The sequence below is a fragment of the Streptomyces sp. NPDC044719 genome (assembly GCF_056433405.1).
On sequence record NZ_JBWKHE010000001.1, the window covers coordinates 51,627 to 69,900 of the forward strand.

General features: G+C 70.4%; 16 protein-coding genes and 1 pseudogene. 6 read left to right on the forward strand and 11 right to left on the reverse strand.

All coding sequences use genetic code 11. The features are described 5' to 3' along the window. The 5 genes from AC07DF_RS00260 to AC07DF_RS00280 all read right to left on the reverse strand — a co-directional run bounded on the left by AC07DF_RS00260 (position 1) and on the right by AC07DF_RS00280 (position 5,474). Entirely contained in the window at positions 1-585 is a 585-nt protein-coding gene (locus AC07DF_RS00260; protein ID WP_478965501.1) for an antibiotic biosynthesis monooxygenase, read from the reverse strand. Between the two features lie 94 nt (positions 586-679). Continuing rightward, the gene (locus AC07DF_RS00265; protein ID WP_478965503.1) at positions 680-2,320 is read right to left on the reverse strand and encodes a glycoside hydrolase family 13 protein; all 1,641 of its coding nucleotides are present in this window, start codon (positions 2,318-2,320) and stop codon (positions 680-682) included. Positions 2,321-2,362: 42 nt separating this feature from the next. Further along, the gene (locus tag AC07DF_RS00270; protein WP_478965505.1) at positions 2,363-3,196 is read right to left on the reverse strand and encodes a carbohydrate ABC transporter permease; all 834 of its coding nucleotides are present in this window, start codon (positions 3,194-3,196) and stop codon (positions 2,363-2,365) included. Continuing rightward, complete coding sequence (locus AC07DF_RS00275) at positions 3,193-4,176, reverse strand: carbohydrate ABC transporter permease (RefSeq protein WP_478965507.1); 984 nt, start codon at positions 4,174-4,176, stop codon at positions 3,193-3,195. Before AC07DF_RS00275 ends, AC07DF_RS00270 begins: the two co-directional genes overlap by 4 nt. Before the next feature lie 11 nt (positions 4,177-4,187). Then, complete coding sequence (locus tag AC07DF_RS00280) at positions 4,188-5,474, reverse strand: ABC transporter substrate-binding protein (protein ID WP_478965509.1); 1,287 nt, start codon at positions 5,472-5,474, stop codon at positions 4,188-4,190. Positions 5,475-5,747: 273 nt separating this feature from the next. Between AC07DF_RS00280 and AC07DF_RS00285 the strand changes: the two genes are divergently transcribed. Next, positions 5,748-6,794 (forward strand): LacI family DNA-binding transcriptional regulator, encoded by a 1,047-nt coding sequence (locus tag AC07DF_RS00285; RefSeq protein WP_478967520.1) that lies wholly within the window; start codon positions 5,748-5,750, stop codon positions 6,792-6,794. Here the strand turns inward: AC07DF_RS00285 and AC07DF_RS00290 are convergent, their stop codons facing one another. After that, entirely contained in the window at positions 6,795-7,595 is an 801-nt protein-coding gene (locus tag AC07DF_RS00290) for a GNAT family N-acetyltransferase (RefSeq protein ID WP_478965511.1), read from the reverse strand. Positions 7,596-7,756: 161 nt separating this feature from the next. Here AC07DF_RS00290 and AC07DF_RS00295 point away from each other — a divergent pair, with 161 nt between their 5' ends. Continuing rightward, the gene (locus AC07DF_RS00295; protein ID WP_478965513.1) at positions 7,757-7,993 is read left to right on the forward strand and encodes a hypothetical protein; all 237 of its coding nucleotides are present in this window, start codon (positions 7,757-7,759) and stop codon (positions 7,991-7,993) included. A gap of 7 nt (positions 7,994-8,000) precedes the next feature. Here AC07DF_RS00295 and AC07DF_RS00300 read toward each other — a convergent pair. From AC07DF_RS00300 to AC07DF_RS00310, 3 genes and pseudogenes are all read right to left on the reverse strand, one after another. Continuing rightward, a pseudogene (locus tag AC07DF_RS00300) lies at positions 8,001-8,630 on the reverse strand (NADPH-dependent F420 reductase); the annotation flags it as partial. A gap of 140 nt (positions 8,631-8,770) precedes the next feature. After that, a complete protein-coding gene (locus AC07DF_RS00305) occupies positions 8,771-9,190 on the reverse strand; it encodes an SHOCT domain-containing protein (RefSeq protein WP_478965515.1) in 420 nt (139 codons plus the stop codon). Positions 9,191-9,614: 424 nt separating this feature from the next. Continuing rightward, entirely contained in the window at positions 9,615-10,649 is a 1,035-nt protein-coding gene (locus tag AC07DF_RS00310) for an Lrp/AsnC ligand binding domain-containing protein (RefSeq protein WP_478965517.1), read from the reverse strand. 149 nt (positions 10,650-10,798) lie between these two features. On the opposite strand from AC07DF_RS00310, the gene AC07DF_RS00315 reads away from it, so the two are divergent. From AC07DF_RS00315 to AC07DF_RS00325, 3 genes are all read left to right on the forward strand, one after another. After that, a complete protein-coding gene (locus tag AC07DF_RS00315) occupies positions 10,799-12,352 on the forward strand; it encodes an AbgT family transporter (RefSeq protein WP_478965519.1) in 1,554 nt (517 codons plus the stop codon). A 67-nt stretch (positions 12,353-12,419) separates the two neighbouring features. Then, positions 12,420-13,607 carry a M20 family metallopeptidase gene (locus AC07DF_RS00320; RefSeq protein ID WP_478965521.1) on the forward strand — a complete coding sequence of 396 codons (1,188 nt, stop codon included), beginning with the start codon at positions 12,420-12,422 and terminating at the stop codon, positions 13,605-13,607. 63 nt (positions 13,608-13,670) lie between these two features. Further along, on the forward strand, positions 13,671-14,162 hold the full coding sequence (locus AC07DF_RS00325; protein ID WP_478965523.1) for a hemerythrin domain-containing protein: 492 nt from the start codon (positions 13,671-13,673) through the stop codon (positions 14,160-14,162). Between the two features lie 11 nt (positions 14,163-14,173). On the opposite strand, the gene AC07DF_RS00330 is transcribed toward AC07DF_RS00325, so the two are convergent. Together AC07DF_RS00330 and AC07DF_RS00335 are read right to left on the reverse strand one after the other, a co-directional pair. Further along, positions 14,174-16,561 (reverse strand): glycoside hydrolase family 65 protein, encoded by a 2,388-nt coding sequence (locus tag AC07DF_RS00330; RefSeq protein WP_478965525.1) that lies wholly within the window; start codon positions 16,559-16,561, stop codon positions 14,174-14,176. Positions 16,562-16,653: 92 nt separating this feature from the next. Further along, positions 16,654-17,529: a universal stress protein gene (locus tag AC07DF_RS00335; RefSeq protein WP_478967522.1), complete on the reverse strand. Its 876-nt coding sequence runs from the start codon at positions 17,527-17,529 to the stop codon at positions 16,654-16,656. A 227-nt stretch (positions 17,530-17,756) separates the two neighbouring features. On the opposite strand from AC07DF_RS00335, the gene AC07DF_RS00340 reads away from it, so the two are divergent. Further along, positions 17,757-18,215 carry a Crp/Fnr family transcriptional regulator gene (locus AC07DF_RS00340; protein ID WP_478965527.1) on the forward strand — a complete coding sequence of 153 codons (459 nt, stop codon included), beginning with the start codon at positions 17,757-17,759 and terminating at the stop codon, positions 18,213-18,215. Positions 18,216-18,274 lie beyond the last annotated feature (59 nt).

The following is an 18,274-nucleotide window of genomic DNA, read 5'->3' on the forward strand; positions in this document are numbered from 1 at the left end:
TCACCGCAGGCCGCGATGGAGCCGGAACCGCCCGCCGTGCGTGAGCCGCACCCCGGGCGTCCCCGAGAACAGCGCGTGCCCCTGGTCGTGATCACCGGCCTCGGCCGCCTCCTGGTGGGCCTCGGCGCTGGTCCACTCCGTGTACAGCAGCACCCGGCTGCCGTCGACGCTGTGCAGGAAGTGGGCCGAGATCGCCCCGGGATGTCCGCCCTCCCGGGGCTGGGCCGCGATCACCGCGTCGGTGAACGACCGCTGCCGCTCGGGCCCGTCGACGTCGAACGCGGCGGTGATCAGACAGCCCGGGACGCGGGTCTCCCGCTCCTCGGCCAGGCTGCGGTAGAGGCGATAGCGGGGCGGGCCGACGGGCGGAACCCCGGCGTCGTCGTCCCACCGCGCGAGCGTCAGCACGGTCTCCCCGTCCGTGCTCAGGAACCAGCTGACGGCGGCGAGGCCGACGGGCGGTGGCTCCAGTGACGCCGACTCCTCCGCTACGAGCGTCTGCTGCCGGCCGGGGCCGTCGGCATACCGGGTGCCGATCACCCATGTGCCGGGGGCGGCCAGGTCCGGGAAGAGTGCTGAGGGCACGGACGGAACTCCTTCACGCGTACGGAGGACGGAAGCGGAACCGTGATCGTGCCCGTGGACGGCGGGGAGCGGTCAACTGCTTTTCGCCGGCGCCCTACACCGCCAGCCACACCGCCTGGTCCGGCCCCAGCCGGCCGTTCTCCAGCGGGCCGCCGGCCAGCAGGACCCCGGAGTGGCCGGGCAGTTCGTACGGTTCGGCGGAGAGGTTGACCACGCAGACGAAGCCCGGGTCCCGGCTGAAGGCCAGCACCCCGTCCGGTGTGTCCAGCCAGGTCATCGAGCCGTCGCCGAGGGCGGGATGGTCGCGCCGGACGCGCAGCGCCGCACGGTAGAGCTCCAGCATGGAGGCCGGGTCGCCGCTCTGGCTCTCGACGGTGTGCTCGGCCCAGTGGGCGGGCTGGGGCAGCCAGGGGCCGGCCGTGGCGTCGTCCGGGCTGAAGCCGTAGGGAGCCGTGCGTCCGGACCAGGGGATCGGGACGCGGCAGCCGTCGCGGCCCCGGTCGGTGTGGCCGGAGCGTTCCCAGGTCGGGTCCTGGAGGAGGTCCTCGGGCAGATCCTCGACCTCGGGCAGGCCGAGTTCCTCGCCCTGGTAGACGTAGGCGCCGCCGGGCAGCGCGAGCATCAGCAGGGCGGCGGCCCGGGCCCGCCGGGTGCCGAGCTCGAGGTCCAGGGGCCCTTCGGGGCGGTAGCTCTCGTTCGCCACCCAGCGCTTGGCGGTACGGCGGCCGTAGCGGCTCGGGTGGCGGGTCACGTCGTGGTTGGAGAGGACCCAGGTGGCCGGGGCGCCCACCGCGTTGAGCATGGCGAGGGAGTCGTCGATGACCGCGCGCAGGTCCTTCGGGTCCCAGCTCGACATCAGGAAGTCGAAGTTGAAGGCGGTGTGCAGGCCGTCCCGGCGGACGTACGCCGCCAGCCGCTCAGGCGTGTCGGCCCAGGCCTCGGCGACGAAGGAGCGGTCGCCGGGGAACTCGTCGGCGACCCTGCGCCAGGAGCGGTATATCTCGTGCACCTCGTCGCGGTCCCAGTGCGGGTGGTCGACGTGCCGCGAGGGCGACCCGGCGTCCGGGTCCCGGCGCGGCGGCAGGTCCGGCAGCTCCGGGTGCTTGATCAGGCCGTGGGCGACGTCGATACGGAAGCCGTCGACGCCCCGGCCGAACCAGAACCGCAGGATCGACTCGAACTCGGCCCGCACCTCGGGGTGCTGCCAGTTCAGGTCGGGCTGCTCGGGTGCGAACAGGTGCAGATACCACTCCCCGTCGGGCAGCCGGGTCCAGGCCGGGCCGCCGAAGCAGGACACCCAGTCGTTCGGCGGCTCCTGCCCGTCGGGTCCGCGCCCGGGCCGGAAGACGTAGCGCTCGCGTTCCGCGCTGCCCGGCCCGGCGGCCAGGGCCTCCTGGAACCAGGCGTGCTGGTCGGAGGTGTGGTTGGGCACGATGTCGGGGATCACACGGATCCCGTGCGCGTGCGCTTCCTCGATGAACCGCTCCGCGTCGGCCAGGGTGCCGAACAGCGGGTCGATGGCGCGGAAGTCGGCGACGTCGTAGCCGTGGTCGGCCATGGGCGACTTGTACCAGGGGTTGATCCAGACGGCGTCCACGCCGAGGGACTTCAGATAGGGCAGGCGCGAGCGCAGGCCGGCGATGTCGCCGACGCCGTCGCCGTTCCCGTCGGCGAAGCTGCGGATGTAGACCTGGTAGATGACGGCACTGCGCCACCAGGGGGCGGTGGGGGACACGGGGCTCCTTCTGATGCGGGGCGGGACTACGGGCGGGGTGAGCTACTTCGCGGCGCCGGCGGTGAGCCCGGCGACGATACGGCGCTGGAAGAGCAGCACCATGACCACCAGCGGGACCGTGACGAGGACACCGGCGGCCATCTGGCTGCCGAACGGCGTCTCGTAGGTCGTGGCGCCGGTGAACTTGGAGATGGCGACGGTCGCGGTCTGCATGCCGGGCTTGTTGGTCATCGACAGGGCGATGAGGAACTCGTTCCAGGCGCAGATGAAGGTGATGATCGCCGTGGTGAAGATGCCCGGGGCGGCGAGCGGCACGATGATCCTACGGAAGGCCTGGCCGCGGGTGCAGCCGTCGACCATCGCGGCGTGTTCCAGCTCGTCCGGCATCTGGCGGAAGAACGTGGTCAGGTTCCACACCGCCAACGGCAGCGCGAAGGACATGCTCGGCACGATCATCGACTGGTAGGTGTTGATCCACCCGATGTCCGTGAACAGCTTCAGCAACGGCACCACGATCGAGACGACCGGGAACATCGAGGTGGCGATGATCAGCGTGAGGATCAGCCGCTTGAAGCGGAACTCGAGACGCGCCATCGCGTAGGCGGTGAACGTGGCGAGCAGCAGCGCCGCCGCGGTCGTGATCCCGGCGACGATGAGGCTGTTGAGCAGCGCGCGCCCGAACCCCTGCGTGGGGTCGAACACGGCCCGGTAGTTCTCGAAGGACAGCGGGGCCGGGACGAGGGAGGTGTCGAAGATGTCCTCGGTGCGGCGGAGACTGGAGACCAGCATCCAGTAGAACGGGGCCAGACAGTAGGCCACCACCGCGGCGATCCCCAGATACGGCAGCCACTGCCGCCACTTGGCCGTGAGCGTCATGCCGCCACCTCCGTACGACGGCGCCTTCTCCCGCTGTCGCCCCCGACGAGGTCGGCGCCGAGCAGCCGCACGAAGGCGAGCGCGATCAGGAACACGTACAGGAAGAGGATCACCGCGTAGGCGGAGGCGGGCCCGAAGCGGACGTTGGCCGCCTCGTTCTGCGCGAGCATCGACAGCGTCTCCACCGAGTGCTTCTGCGCGCCGACGAGGATGTACGGCAGGTCGAACATCCGCAGCGCGTCCATGCAGCGGAACAGCACCGCCACCAGCAGCGCGGGCTTCACCAGCGGCAGGGTGATGTGCCAGAACTGGCGCGCCGGCCGGGCCCCGTCCATGCGGGCCGCCTCGTAGACCTCCTTCGGGATCACCTGGAGGCCGGCCAGCACCAGCAGCCCGATGAAGGGCGCGGTCTTCCACACCTCGGCGACGATGACGGCGACCTTGGCGTGGAAGCCCTCGGTGGTCCACAGGATCTGCTGCCCGAGCAGGGCGTTGGCGACGCCGTCGCTGTTGAAGATCCACCGCCACAGCAGTCCGGAGATGGCCGTCGGCACCGCCCAGGGCACCAGGATCCCGGCCCGCACCAGGGCCCGGCCCCGGAACGCCTTGTGCATGATCAGCGCCATGGCCACCCCGACCACCGTCTCCAGGCCGACCGTGACGACGGTGAAGAACGTGGTGTTCCAGAAGGCGTTGAAGAACCGCGCCCCGGCCTCGCCGAAGATCTCCGCGTAGTTCTGGAGCCCGACGAACGGCTCGGTGTCGCTGATGAACCCGGTCTCCGGGTCCAGCTCCTTCGGGCCGTACAGCGACTCCTTCAGCGCCATGAGCGTCGGGTAGAGCACGACGACCGTCAGCACCAGCAGCGTCGGCGAGACCAGCAGCGCGGCCAGCCTCCCGGAACCGGCGGTCGCCCGGCCGGGCTTCGGCGCCCGCGGAGGTTCCGTACGGACTTCGGCCTCTGCCGGAGTCCCGGTCATGACCCCGGCCCTCACAGCGCCACGGCCTTCCGCAGCGCCTTCTGCAGGTCCCTCAACGCCCGCGCACTGCTCTTCTCCCCGGTCAGGGCGGCGTACGTCTCCTGCTGGACCGCCGAGGTCACATCGCCGTACTGCACCACCCGGGGCCGTGGCACGGCCCGCAGGATGGACTCCTTGAGCACCGGCAGATACGGGTACTGCGCGATGAGCGCCTTGTCGTCGTAGAGGGAAGCGTACGGCGGGGCGACGGAGGCGTCCTCGAGGAAGGTCCTGGTGTTCTCCTCGCTGCTCATGAACCTGATGAAGTCCAGGGCCGTCGCCTTGTTCCGGGCGGAGGAGGACACGGCCATGTTGTGGCCGCCGAGGCTGGAGGAGCCGGGGCCGTTCAGACCGGGCAGGGGAGCGGTGGCGAACTTGCCCTTGATACCGCTCTTCTGGGCCAGGGAGTACGCGTACGGCCAGTTGCGCAGGAAGACCAGCTTGCCGGACTGGAAGGCCTGGCGGCCGTCCTCCTCCAGATAGGTGATGGCCTTCTTCGGGATCGTCCCGTCCTTGAACGAGCCGGCGAGGAAGTCGAGGCCCTTCCTGGCCTCGGGGGTGTCGACGTCTGGCCTGCCGTTCGGGTCGGTGACGGTGCCGCCCGCGGAGTGCACGGCCTCGGCGAAGTTCACCGTGAGGCCCTCGTACTTCTGGAACTGCCCGGCGTAGCAGGACAGGCCCTTCGCCTCGGGCAGCTTCCTCACCTCGGCGCAGGCGGCGGTCATCTGCGCCCAGGTGGTCGGAGGGCGGGTGACACCCGCCTTCTTCAGCAGATCGGTGCGGTAGTAGAGCAGGCCGCCGTCCGAGCTGCCCGGTACCGCGTACAGACCGCCGCGGTACCGGGAGGTCTCCACCACCGGCTTCAGCATCCTGTCCAGCGGGAACCGCTTCTCGGGCAGCCGGTCGATCCACCGGTGGGCGGCGAACTCCGAGGTCCACACGGCGTCGAGGGACAGCACCGTGTAGGCGTCGGACTTCGTCTCCGCGTTCTGGATCATCTGCCGGCGCTGCGCGTCCGGGTCCGTCGGCAGCTGGATGAAGGTGACCTTCTCCTTCGGGTGCGCCCTGTTCCAGCGGTCGAGCATCGGCTGGACGGTGCCCGTGGTGTCCTTGCCGGCCACGTAGGTGATGGGCCCGCGCCCTTCGAACGACGGCGGCCCGGCCTGCCCGGAGCCGCTGCCGCAAGCGCTGAGGAGGAGCCCGGTGGCGGCGAGCGCGGTGGCTCTCGTGATGGTTCTGGTGGTGGTTCTGGTCGTCATGCCTCTCCTGCTGAGACTGCGTTGTCATGGAATGAATGAAGAAAATATGCAGGTCAGAACGCTGAGGATGGGTCTCGCAGAGACCCCTTCAGGGCCGCTCGGACAACGCTTGCAAGCTAGGGGCGCGTTTTGCCGAAGTCAATGCGTTACGCGACGGTAATCGGCCGCCCGCTTGGGTTTCATCCTCATGAAAGCGCTGTCACAATCAGAGGCAGGGGAGCGAATCCCTGTGCTAACGTCCGGCCCATGCCTCCAGCTCAGCGGCACCCCACGATGGCCGACGTCGCCGAACGGGCCGGGGTCTCCACCTCCACCGTCTCGCGCACGCTGCGCGGCCTGTCCACGGTGTCGCCGGAGGTGCGCGCCCGGGTGGAGAAGGCCGCGCGCGAACTGAACTTCGCCGTGTCACGGCAGGCCGCGAGCCTGGTCACGGGCCGGACCGGGACGGTCGCGGTGATGGTCCCGACGCTCGACTCGTGGTTCATGGGAGCCGCCCTGTCCAGCCTGGCCCCGCTGCTGCGGGCGGCCGGCCTGCAACTGAACGTCTACGAGATCCCGGACCTGGCCGAGCGCACGGACTTCTTCGAACACCTCCCGGCACGCCGCAACGCCGACGCGCTCCTGGTGTTCTCCTTCGACCTCACCGACGAGGAGACGGCCCGGCTGGACGACCTCGGCATGCCCGTCATCTACGTCAGCCAGCACGTCGACGGACGTCCGAGCGTCTACGTCGACGACGTGGCCGGCGCCCTGCACGGCACCCGGCATCTGCTCAATCTCGGCCACCGCCGGATCGCCTTCGTCCAGACCCAGGGCGCGAGCGGCTTCACCTTCAGCTCCAACGAACGGCTGCTTGGCTACCAGCAGGCGCTCACCGAGGCGGGCGTCCCGCTCGACGACGACCTGGTGGTCTCCACCCGGGTCGGCGACAAGCGCGCCGCCGCCGAGGTGCTCGGCACGCTGCTGAGCCTGCGCGAGCCACCGACGGCCGTCTTCGCCGAGCAGGACGAGGTCGCCGTCGCCCTCATCTGGAACCTGCGCAAGACGCGGATCGCCGTCCCGGAGCGCATCTCCGTCCTCGGCTTCGACGACCAGCCGCTGGCGGACTGGTTCGACCTGTCCACGGTCGCCCAGTCACCGTCGGACATGGGGCGCGAGGCCGGCGAACTGGCCCTGAAGCTCATCGAGGACGCCGAGGGGGAACCTGGCCGGCATCTGGTCCTGCCGACGCATGTGATCCCCCGCTCCACGACGGCACCGGTGGCTCAGCCGGCCGATCGGTCCCGGGCCGATCAGTCACCGGCTGATCAGCCAGGCTGATCAGTCCCTGAGGGAGTAGAACCGCATCGGGGAGTTCGGCTCGAAGCCGATGCGCGGATACACGGGCGCTCCGGCGGCGGTCGCGTGCAGCGTCGCCCGGGTCAGTCCGGTCGCACGAGCGCCCTCGTACAGCGCCTTGCGCGTCACCGCCTCCCCGTACCCCCGCCGCTCCCACGCCGGATCGGTGGCGACCATCAGGACGAAGAGCCGGCCCTGTGCCGCCACCGTGGCGGCACAGCTCACGGGCGTCCCGTCCCGTAGCCCCAGATAGGCGTGCACCTGGCTCTTCCACAGCGAGGACGTGCCGAGACCGTCCCGCCCGTCCTCCAGCGGAAACCCGTACGCACGCGAGTTGATGTCCGCGTAGGCCCGCAGCAGTTCGTCGTCGGTCACGCGCGCGAAGGTCAGCTCGGGGTGAGCCGGTTCGGGAAGGGGCAGCAGGTCTCCCGCCATGCCGGTGCCGGGAAACGCGTAGTCGAGCCCCGCGTCCTGGGCGGCCTCCCCGAGCACGGCCCGTGCCTCACCGTCGAGGAGGCCCTCGAAGACCCACAGGAACCCGGGGCGCTCCTTCGACCGCATGACCCCTGCCGCCTCGTTCAGCCGCTGCTTCAGCAGCCCCGCGTCCGCGCCGACGTCGGTCAGCGTGAGGCAGTTCCAGAAGGCGAACCGGCAGTCGGCCCAGCGGACGGCGATGCCCGGAAGGTCGCGGACATCCGCCCGAGGATCCCGGTCGAGCACCATCACCCGCCAGACGGCGGCGAGCTGCTCCATCGATTCGATCGAGTCCGCGAGGTCGCGCATGAAAGCCCCTCAGATCGGCGTTGGGAAAGGGGAGTTGTCCGCACCGCGTACACCGCCCTCCACAGACCATCCCCATCCACACCCGGGAACATTCTCGATCATGAACTGACGGGCGCTCACCCCTACAGTGAGCTGCGTTTTCGAGATGATCGGAGCACGACATGCGTCGCCACGCCACCGCTCTCGCGGCGGTCAGCGTCCTCGCACTCGCCGGATGCGCACAGGACTTCGACCAGGGCCCGGAGGGCAAGGTCACCGAGAAGGTCAAGGACGGGAAGAAGTTCTACCTGGTCGTCGATCCGGCCAAGGCCGGTGACGCGACGAAGTTCAGGGTCAGCAAGTACGACTACCACGACTGCAACCGGGGCTCGAAGTACCCCAAGTGCGTCGGGGACTGAGCCTGCCCTAGGCAGCGGGGCGGGCGACCACGTTGATGTTGAACGTGTGGGAACCCAGTCCGCCCGCGATGCCCATGAAGAGCAGGGCGAAGTGTTCCTGTCCGCGCGCCGTGCGGATACCGCCGATGTCGAGCTGGGACGACACGGGCCAGCCGAGGTCGGAGAGCAGTCGGCCGGTGGTCCGCTTGGCCTCGGCGTCGTCGCCGGAGAGGAAGACGGTGCTCGGGCCGTCCAGATCACCCGGGGCGATCATCACCGTGGAGTCCATGGTGCACAGCGTCTTCACGACGGGGGTTTGGGGGAACGCGTCCTGGATCTGTTCCCCCAGACTGCTGTTGGGGTGGGAGAGCTCGACGAAGTCGTCGGAGAGACCGACCCCGACATCGATCAGCGGGATGCCGGCCAGTGCCGGGGCCCCGATCGAGCGCAGCAACTCGACGGAGACGGTCCCCGGGGTGGCGTTGACCAGTACGTCCGCGTGAGCGGCGGCTTCGCTCAGGGTGCCCACGGGGAGCCCGAGATTCAACCGCTGCGCGGGCCGGCGCGAGCCGAGAAGGACGTCATGCCCCGCCGCGCTCCAGCCGTGGGCGAGTGCTCGGGCGACGTTGCCTGTGCCAAGGAGTCCTATACGCATGCCGGGGACGCTAGCCGCTCCCGGGACCGCGGCGGATCGGGCCTCGGGCCCGGCCGGCCCGGCACGAAAGACCTAGTCCGGTGGTCCGTCTCCGGATTCGGCGGTGGTGGCCGGCCGCCAGGAGCAGAGGGCGTACCCGGCCGTCACGGGTGGAGGACCTTCTCCTTGGCCCGGCGGAACTCCTCGTCGGAGAGGTCGCCGCGGGCCCGGATCTGCGAGAGCTTGGCGAGCTGGTCCGCCTCGCTGGCCGGCCCGGTGGCGCCGACGGTCTCGCGGATGTAGCGGTCCGTCTCGTCCAGCTTGGCCTTCACATGGTCCTGTTCACGCTTGCCCATGCCCTTGCCCCTGGCGACGACGTAGACGAAGACGCCCAGGAAGGGGAGGACGATGGTGAAGACCAGCCATCCCGTCTTGGCCCAGCCGCTCAGGGCGTCGTCGCGGAAGATGTCCACGATGACGCGGAAGAGCAGGAAGATCCACATGACCCACAGGAAGATCCACATGATCGTCCAGAAGGCCCCGAGGATCGGGTAGTCGTAGGCCAGGTTCACGTGGTCGCCCATCACCGCTCCTCCTCTCCGGGCAGGTCAAGACCGAACGCCATGGCCACCCCGAGAGCGGCGACGCCGCCCGCCCCTGTCTCTTGCTCAGCCATCACGGGCTCCTTTCCCTGGTGGTTGCGAGGACGGCGATGCCGAGGACGAGCGCCACGGACCCGGGGGGCGTAGTTCCACAGCACCAGGGCGACGGTCTGGTGAACGGAGGCCGCCTTGCGCAGCCGTTCGTACTCTTCGCGTTCCGTGATGCTCAACGGAGGTCCGCCTGCCGGGCGGTCGCGACCTTCCGAGGCGGACGAGGAACCATCGGAGGAATCCATGGATCTCCCCCGTGATGCGTTATGGGTATGTTTGTCCTGCTTGCTGATTTTATCGAGGTCGAGCGGACGGCGCATGGCCGGCCCTCACGGCTGCCGCCAGGACGTACCGCCTACTGCGACTTCAGCAAAGCGGGCGCGTGAAACTCCCCGAGCCCCGTGTCCCGGTCCCGGTCCAGCCAGTAGCGGCGCGGCTCCGCGAGCATGACGGCCACGCCGGCGGCGGTGACGCCGGGGATTCTCGCCAACTCGCCGTCGATGAAGCGGGCCAGGGCGGAGCGGTCGGTGACCAGGCCGGTCGCGAGTACGGACAGGTCGCTGGCGACATGCGCGACGAGTCGGGTCTGGGGGAGCACGTTGATGCGGCGCATGACCTCGGGAGTCTCGCCGGGGTCGACGCGCAGCCGCAGCATGAACGGGGTCCGGAAGCCGAGCCACTCCGACACGATCTCCAGGCGGGGCTTGACCCAGCGCTCGTCCAGGGCCCGGCGTACGACGCGGTGCGCGGTGGACGTGGCCAGGTCCGCGGCCCGGGCGATGCTCGCGGCGGAGGCGCGACCGTCCCGCAGCAGCAGGGCGACGACCGCCCGCTCGGACTCGCTCAGCGGCTTGTCGGGGGGCGTCGCCGTCGCCGTGCCCTCCGGCTGCGCGCCGGTCAGCTCCAGCAGGCCGGCGCGCTCGGAGGCGGTCAGGAACTGCGGGTCCCAGGTGATGCCGCGGCGCAGGGTGCTGAGCGCGGGCAGGGCGTTGACGCGGCGGACCCCGGGGATCGAGAACATCCGGTCGATCGCCTCGCTCGTGGCCGCCTCCGACGGGGCGTGGACGACGACGTACAGGGGGTAGTCGCCGGAGATCTGCGCCAGGAGCTGGAGGTGGGGGAGGTCACGCAGCCGGTCCAGGACGGCCAGCGGGGTTTCGCCGGTAATGTCCAAAAACACGTGGACCGGCATCGCCGTGGAATGCATGCCCCAGTCGGCCTGCCCGATCACGCGGACCATCCGGGCCTCGTGCAGCCGGTCGAAGCGGCGCTTCAGTGTGCCGGCGTCGGCGGACAGGATCCCGCCGATGTCGTCCCAGGTGGCCCGGGGGGCCAGGTGCAGCGCCCCGATCAGGCGCCGGTCGAGCTCGTCGAGGAGAGGGCGCGTCATGGTGTCCCACCTTAGACTGCGCGCGACTGCCGATTAATCCCACTGTTACATCCAGGGGCTAGAGAATATCCCACTTCGCTGTCATGGTTTGCGGAAACATCCCCCACGCGTTACCTCGAAACCTCCCCCTCATGCGCGAAGAGGTACCCATGAGCACCACCGCCACCGAACCCCAGCCCACCGAGCCCCCGTCGAGAGCCCTGCGGGCCGCGTTCCGCGCCTTCGCCGCGATCGAGAAGGTCGGCAACAAGCTGCCCAACCCCTTCTGGCTGTTCTGGATCCTCGCCGGGGTCGTGATCGTCCTCAGCGCGATCCTGGCGGCGGCCGGTGTCAGCACCGTGCACCCCGGAACGCACGACACCATCGAGGTGCAGAGCCTGCTCAGCAAGGCGGGGCTGACGACGATGGTCGAGGGGGCCGTCGACAACTTCGCGACCTTCCCGCCGCTGGCCACCATCCTCGTCGTCGGCTTCGGCATCTCCGTGGCCCAGGCGAGCGGCCTGTTCACGACCCTGCTGCGCCGCATGGTCGCGCGCGTGCCGGGCAAGTACCTCACCTTCGCGCTGTCGATGACGGCGATGGTCGCGCACGTCGCCGGTGACGCCGCCTACGTCACGCTCATCCCGCTCGGCGCGCTCGTCTTCCGCGCGGCCGGTCGCAGCCCCGTCCTCGGCTGCATCGTCGCCTACGTCTCCATCTCCGCCGGCTACGACGCCTCCCCGTCCCTCACCACCACCGATGTGCTGCTGTCGTCGATCTCCACGGCCGCCGCCCACACCATCGACCCGGACTACGTCGTCACCCCGGTGGCGAACTACTTCTTCGGCCTCGCCTCGTCCGTCCTGGTCGCCCTGGTCATCACACTCGTCGTCGAGAAGGTCATCGCCAAGCGCTCGGACCTGGACCCCGACGAGCCGGTCAAGGTGCTGACCGCCGAGGAATCGAAGGCGATCGAGGTCACCCCGGAGCAGCGCCGCGCCCTGCGGACGACCGGCCTGACGGCGCTCGGCTTCCTCGCGGTCCTGGCGGCAGCCATGATCCCGGCGAACTCTCCGCTGCGCGGCGAACACGGCTCCCTCGTCGAGTCCCCGGTGATCTCCGGCATGTCGATCGTGCTGTTCCTGTTCTTCTCCCTGCTCGGCTGGGTCTACGGCCGTATGACGGGGACCTTCCGCGCGGCCAACGACATCGTGGACGCGCTGGTCGAGGGCACCCGCACCTTCGCCCCGATCCTCGTGCTGTTCTTCGCGATCTCCCAGTTCCTCGCCTACTTCAAGTGGACGAACATCGGCAACGTCATCGCCGTCGAGGGCGCCGAGACGCTGAAGGACATGCACCTGGGCGGCTGGACGGTGCTGGTCGGCATCGCCGTACTGATCACCTTCATGAACCTGGTCATCACCAGCGGCTCCGCCCTGTGGGCGCTGGCCGCCCCGGTGCTCATCCCGATGTTGATGCTCATCGGCATCAAGCCCGAGACCACGCAGGCCGTCTACCGCGTCGCCGACTCCGTCACCAACTGCGTCACTCCGATGAGCCCCTACTTCGCCATGTGCCTCGGCTTCATCCAGCAGCACAAGAAGTCCGCCGGCATCGGCACGCTGGCCTCCTTCACCATCCCCATCGCCGCCGTCGTCTGGATCGTCTGGGTCGCCTTCTTCGTCGCCTGGTACCTGCTCGGCATCCCGTTCGGCGTCGGCTGACCCGACCCTGCAGCAGCCCCCACGACACCGTCGTACGAGACGTACGGCAGACACGAGAAAGCCGGTCATGACCACCTCGTCACCCGCACCCGCCGCCGTCACCGCCCGCGCACAGGAGGTCTCCTCGCAGATCGTCACCGACATCCTCACCCTCGTCCGTCAGGAGACCGGAAGCCACGACCTGTCAGGACTCGCGGCGGGCCTGGGCCTCCTGCGCGAACTGGCCGTCCACAGGCTGGGGAAGCCCGACCGCGAGCAGCGGTACGACGGTGGCGAGTGCGGCGACACCCTGACCCTGACGTACCACGGCACCGGACCCGGGCACGTCGCCCTCGTCGGCCACTACGACACCGTGTGGCCGGCCGGCACGCTCGCCGGATGGGAGCAGCCGCCTGCCGGTCCCGACGGCAGGGGGAAGCTCAGCGGGCCCGGCATCTTCGACATGAAGACCGGCCTGGCACAGGGCATCTGGGCCCTGAAGCTGGCCCGCGAGACCGGAACGCCCCTGCCCACCGTCACCTTCCTCTTCAACGGCGACGAGGAGATCGGCTCCCTGTCCTCGCGCCCGGTGATCGAGGAGACCGCCCGGAAGGCCGACGCCACGCTGGTCCTGGAGCCCACCGCCCACGGCGCGGTCAAGACCGCCCGCAAGGGCTCCGGGATCTTCAAGGTCACCGCCACCGGGGTTGAGGCGCACGCCGGACTGGCGCCCGAGGACGGGGCGAGCGCGATCACCGCGCTGTCCGAGTTCGTCCTCGCCGCGGCGAAGATCGCCCGCCCCGAGAAGGGCACGACCATCAACACCGGCCTGATCACCGGCGGTTCGGCCACCAACGTCGTCGCCGGTCTGGCCACCGCCAGCGTCGACATCCGGATCAGCAGCGAGCCCGAACAGGAGCGTGTGGACGCCGAGTTCGCCGCCCTCGCGGTCAGCGACCCCCGGGTACGCATCGAGGTCGACCATGCCTGGAACCGGCCGCCCATGACCCTGAATTCCGCCTCCGCCCCGCTTCTCGCCCTCGCCCGCGAAGTCGCCCGCGCGCAAGGCCGCTCCGGCCTTCCCACCGCCGCCGTCGGCGGTGCAAGCGACGCCAACTTCGTCGCGGCCCTCGGCCTGCCGGTCCTGTGCGGCATGGGCGCGATCGGCGACGGAGCCCACGCCCAGGGCGAGTACATCCACCCCGACACGGTGCCCGCCCAGACGGCCCTGGTCGCCGGCCTGCTGGCCCGGCTGACGGAGCCGCTGCGTGGCTGAACGCGGCGGGCGGGGGTAGTCGGGTCCGGCAAGGTTCCCTCGTACGGAAGTGACGCCCGACCCATGGCCGAGACACGAGACGTCGTCGAACTCATCCTCCAGGACCACAGGAGAATGGAGGACCTCTTCCATCTGATGCGCAGCGTCGAAGCCGACCGCACGGCCGCCCTGCGGGAGTTCGCCGATCTGCTGGTCGCGCACGCCCTGGCGGAGGAATCCGAGGTGTACCCCGCCCTCAAGCGCTACAAGAAGATCGACGACGACGAGGTCGAGCACGGCGAGGAGGAGCACGAGGAGGGCAACGAGGCACTGCTCGCACTCCTGGAGGTCGACGAGGTCGGCTCCGAGGAGTGGGACGAGAAGCTCGAAGCCCTCGTGGAGGCCGTCAACCACCACACCGACGAGGAAGAGCGCACCATCCTCAACGGAGCCCGCGAGAACGTCGCCATGGACCGCCGGGAGGAACTGGGCAGGGCGTTCCTGGCGGAACGGGAGCGCCGGCTGAAGGAAGGCTGCGGCGCTGTGGAGAACGTGCGCCGTATCGTCCGCGCCTGACCGCTCCACCCTCAGTCCGCGAGGAAGAGCCGGGACGTCTCTCCCGGCTGGACGCTGACCGCGCGGTCGGGCAGTTCGATGTCGATCGGCATCAGGTCGGACGGCGGCACGGCGATCTCCAGTTGTCCGTGTGTCAGCCGCAGCGTGATGCCCCAGTGGCCCTGGTAGCTGATGGAGAAGCCGTACGAGGACAGCTCGGGCAGCGGGACGGGGTCCAGCCACAGGGCTCCGGAGCGGGTCTCCAGGCCTGGCAGACCTCGCTGGACGAGGTCGAGGGTGCCGGCCATGGCGCCCAGGTGGATGCCCTCGCCGGTGGTGCCGCCCTGCAGGTCGGCGATGTCGCCGCGCAGGGCCTCCTGGCAGAACGTCCATGCTTCCGTGCGTCGGCAACGGGCCAGGACCCAGCCGTGGACCAGGCCGCTGAGGGTGGAGCCATGGCTGGTGCGGCGCAGGTAGTAGTCGACCGTCCGCCGCCAGGTGTCCTCGTCCAGCGGGTGGCCCAACCGGGCGAAGAGTCCCTGGAGTTCGGCCGGAGAGAAGAGATAGCCGAGCATGAGCACATCGGCCTGCTTGGAGGCCTTGTAGCGATTGACCGTGTCCCCCTCCGCCTCCAGGATCCGGTCCAGGCGCCGGATGTCGTCGTACCGCTTGCGATAGTCGTCCCAGTCGAGTTCCGGCAGGTCGCCGTAGCCCTCGAACTGGCTGATGACTCCGTCGTGGAACGGCACGTGAAGGGTCCGCGAGACGTCCTCCCAGTGGTCCGGTTCGCTGTCGTCCAGAGCTGTGCGCTCGGCGAGTTCACGGCGGCGGGGTTCGGGCAGCGTACGCAGCACCTCCAGGGTGCGGGTGAGGACCCAGGCGGCCATGACGTTCGTGTACGCGTTGTCGTCCAGGCCCGGCCTCTCGGCGCCGGGGTAGGCCTCGTGGTACTCATCGGGGCCGACCACGCCCCGGATACGGTGCCGTCCGAGCGCGTCGTCCCAGGTGGCCGAGTCGGCCCAGAAACGCGCGATGTGCAGCAACATCTCGGCGCCCTTGGTGTGCAGGAACTCGGCGTCCCCGCTCGCCTCGCAGTACTGCCACACGTTGTAGGCGATCGCCGATCCGACGTGGTGCTGAAGGTGCGTGTGGTCGGGCAGCCAGCGGCCCGAGCGCGGGTTGAGGTGCAGTTGCTGTGTCTCCTCGCGTCCGTCGCTGCCGCTCTGCCACGGATACAGCGCGCCCCGCCGGCCGATGGCCCGAGCAGCGACGCGGGCCCGCTCCAGGCGCCGGTGGCGGTAGCGGAGCAGGGCGCGGGACACCTCGGGGAAGTGCAGGTTCAGATACGGCAGCACGAACAACTCGTCCCAGAAGACGTGCCCGCGGTAGGCCTCGCCGTGCAGTCCCCGGGCCGAGACGCCCACGTCCAGGTCGGCGGTGTGCGGGGAGAGGGTCTGGAGCACGTGGAAGAGGTGCAGGCGCAAGATGTGGCCCGCTTCCCCGGGGACGTCGAGTTCGGCCCGGCGCCACAGCTGGTTCCAGGCGGTGCGGTGGGCTTCCAGCAGGTCGTCGAAGCCCGGTGCCGCGCTCACCCGGTCCACCGTTGCCCGAAGGGGGTCACTGATCGCGGGGTCGCGCGAGGTGTGCAGGGCGATGGTCTTGTCGACGGTGACGGTGCGGCCGGGTGCCAGGGCCGGTACGAGGCGCTGCACCGCGCGCGACGGTTCGTGCGCGTCCGTGACCGGTGCCCGGGCCGTCAGCCGGGCGGCCATGCCGATACGGATGTCCGAGGTGCGGGTCCGGCAGCGCAGCCACACCGTGCCGGGCGCCGCCGTACCGGTGTGCACATGGGTCAGGTGGCGGCCGTCCAGGTCCCGGTAGCGCGGCACCCCGGCGTTGGCGACGCCGCCGTCGAGCGCGGCCTCGACCTCCAGATCACCGGTGAAGCCCTCGGCGGTGAACTCGGTGCGCAGCGCCGCGAGATGGGGATCGCCCATGTGCACCAGTCGTTCCTGCCGTACGGACAGCGCCCGCCCCTCACCGAGGTCGTACCGGGTGCGGCGCTCCAGCACTCCCGAGTCCAGGTGGAGGCTCTGACGGTGTTCCAGGACGGTCCCCGTGTCGGGGGTGAGCCACTCCCCGTCCGTGAGCCGGAAGCGCAGCGGGAGCCAGTTGGGGACGTTGACCAGGTCCTCGTTCTCCACCCGGCGTCCCGAGACCTCGGAGGCGAGCCGGTTGTAGCAGCCGGCGATGTACGTGCCCGGATAGTGGATGTCGTCCGCCGCGCACTCGGGCAGGGCCCCGCGGGTGGCGAAGCAACCGTTGCCCAGGGTGCACAGCGACTCCCTCAGCCGCTCGTCCCCAGGGCGGTAGCCCTCGTATTCCCAGGTCCCGTCGTGCTCCCGCGTCCGGTCCGTCACGAGGCTGTCTCCTCTGCGAAAAGGGCGGCGAGGCCCGGCGCCCTCTTATTCTCTCCTCGCGGGGCCCGCCGCGCTCTTCGGTGTGGGCGCGCTCAGACCCGCTGAGGCACGACGGCCACGGGGCACTGGGCATGGTGCAGCAGCGTGTGGGCCACCCTGCCGAGCTGGAGCCCGAAGTGGCCCTGCCGGCGCTGCGCCCCGACGATCACGAGGTCGGCCGCGGCCGACAGGTGCACCAGCACCTTGCGGGCGGGTCCCTCCGGCGTCGTACGGCGCACCCGGACGCCCGGGTGTTCGGCCACCGCGTCACGGAGCAGTTCGTCGAGCTCGCCGCGGGCCCGCTCCTCGTAGGACCGGTCGGGTGCCTCGGCGAGCGCGGCCGTGTCGTCGGCCTCGTGTGCGGGGCAGCGCCAGGTCCGGACCACGTCGAGCTCGCACCCCCGGGCCTCGGCCTCACGGAAGGCGAACCGGACGGCTTCCCCGCTCGTCGCGGGGTCCCCGGCGCCGAGAAGGATCCGCTCATGGGTACCGGCCAGTCCGGCCCTGTCGCCCCGCACCACGATCACCGGGCAGTGGGCGCGGGCCGCGACGGCCAGGCCCACGGAGCCGAGCAGCAGTCCCTTCAGCTCGCCGCGGCCTCGCGACCCGGTGATCAGGGCGGTGGCGTTGTTGCCCTCGTGCAGGAGCGAGTCCGCCGCTTCGGCCAGGAGGACGTCGGTGGACACCTTCACGCCGGGGTTGCGCCGCCCGGCACGCTCCGCGGCGGAGGCCACGATGTGGTCGGCCAGTACCTGCCCTGCCGGGCGGTCCGAACCGATGGACGGTGTGACGCCCTCGTACCGCTCCCAGAGGGAGGCATGGACCAGCCGCACCGGCAGACCGTGCCGGGCCGCTTCGTCCACCGCCCAGTCGACCGCCGGCAGACTGCCGTCCGATCCGTCGACCCCCACGATCAGGGGCAGTTCCATCGTCATCGTTCCCACCGCCTCGTCACCGGGCAGTCCGCACATCCACTCCCACGGTCGCACCCGTGGCGGCCGGACACGAGGGGCTGACCGGCCCCGGCCGGGCCCGCTCGGCCCCAGGGCCTGACGGCCCCCGGCCGGGTCCGGGCGGCCCGTGGTGCACCGCGGACCGCCCGGCACACCCTGTAATCAGCAAGCCCCCGGCAGGACGGCGGAAGGGAGCCGGAGCGATGACCTCCACCACCAGACTGGCCGTGGCCCTCCCGGCCGCGCAGCGCGAACGGCTGATGCGCGTCGCCCGCGAGGTGTCCTTCGACGCGGGTGCCCGCCTGTTCGAGGAAGGCCGGCGTGCCGACCGGTTCTGGATCGTGCGGACGGGGACCGTCGTGCTCGACCTCCATGTCCCGGGCCGGCGGGCCGCTGTCGTCGAGTCCCTGGGACAGGGCGAACTGGTCGGCTGGTCGTGGCACTTCCCGCCGCACGTGTGGCACCTGGGCGCGGAGGCGATGAGCCCGGTGCGCGCCTTCGAGTTCGACGCGGAGGCGGTGCGGGCGATGTGCGCCCAGGACGCCGAGTTCGGCCGCGCGATCGCGGTCTGGGTCGGCCGTGCGGTCGCCGACCGGCTGCAGGCGTCGCGAGTCCGGTTGCTCGATCTGTACGCCCCCTACGGCAGCGGGAGCCCGGCATGAGCTACGGCAGCGGGAGCCCGGCATGAGCGATCACGGCCCTGCCGAACACCCCCGCCGTC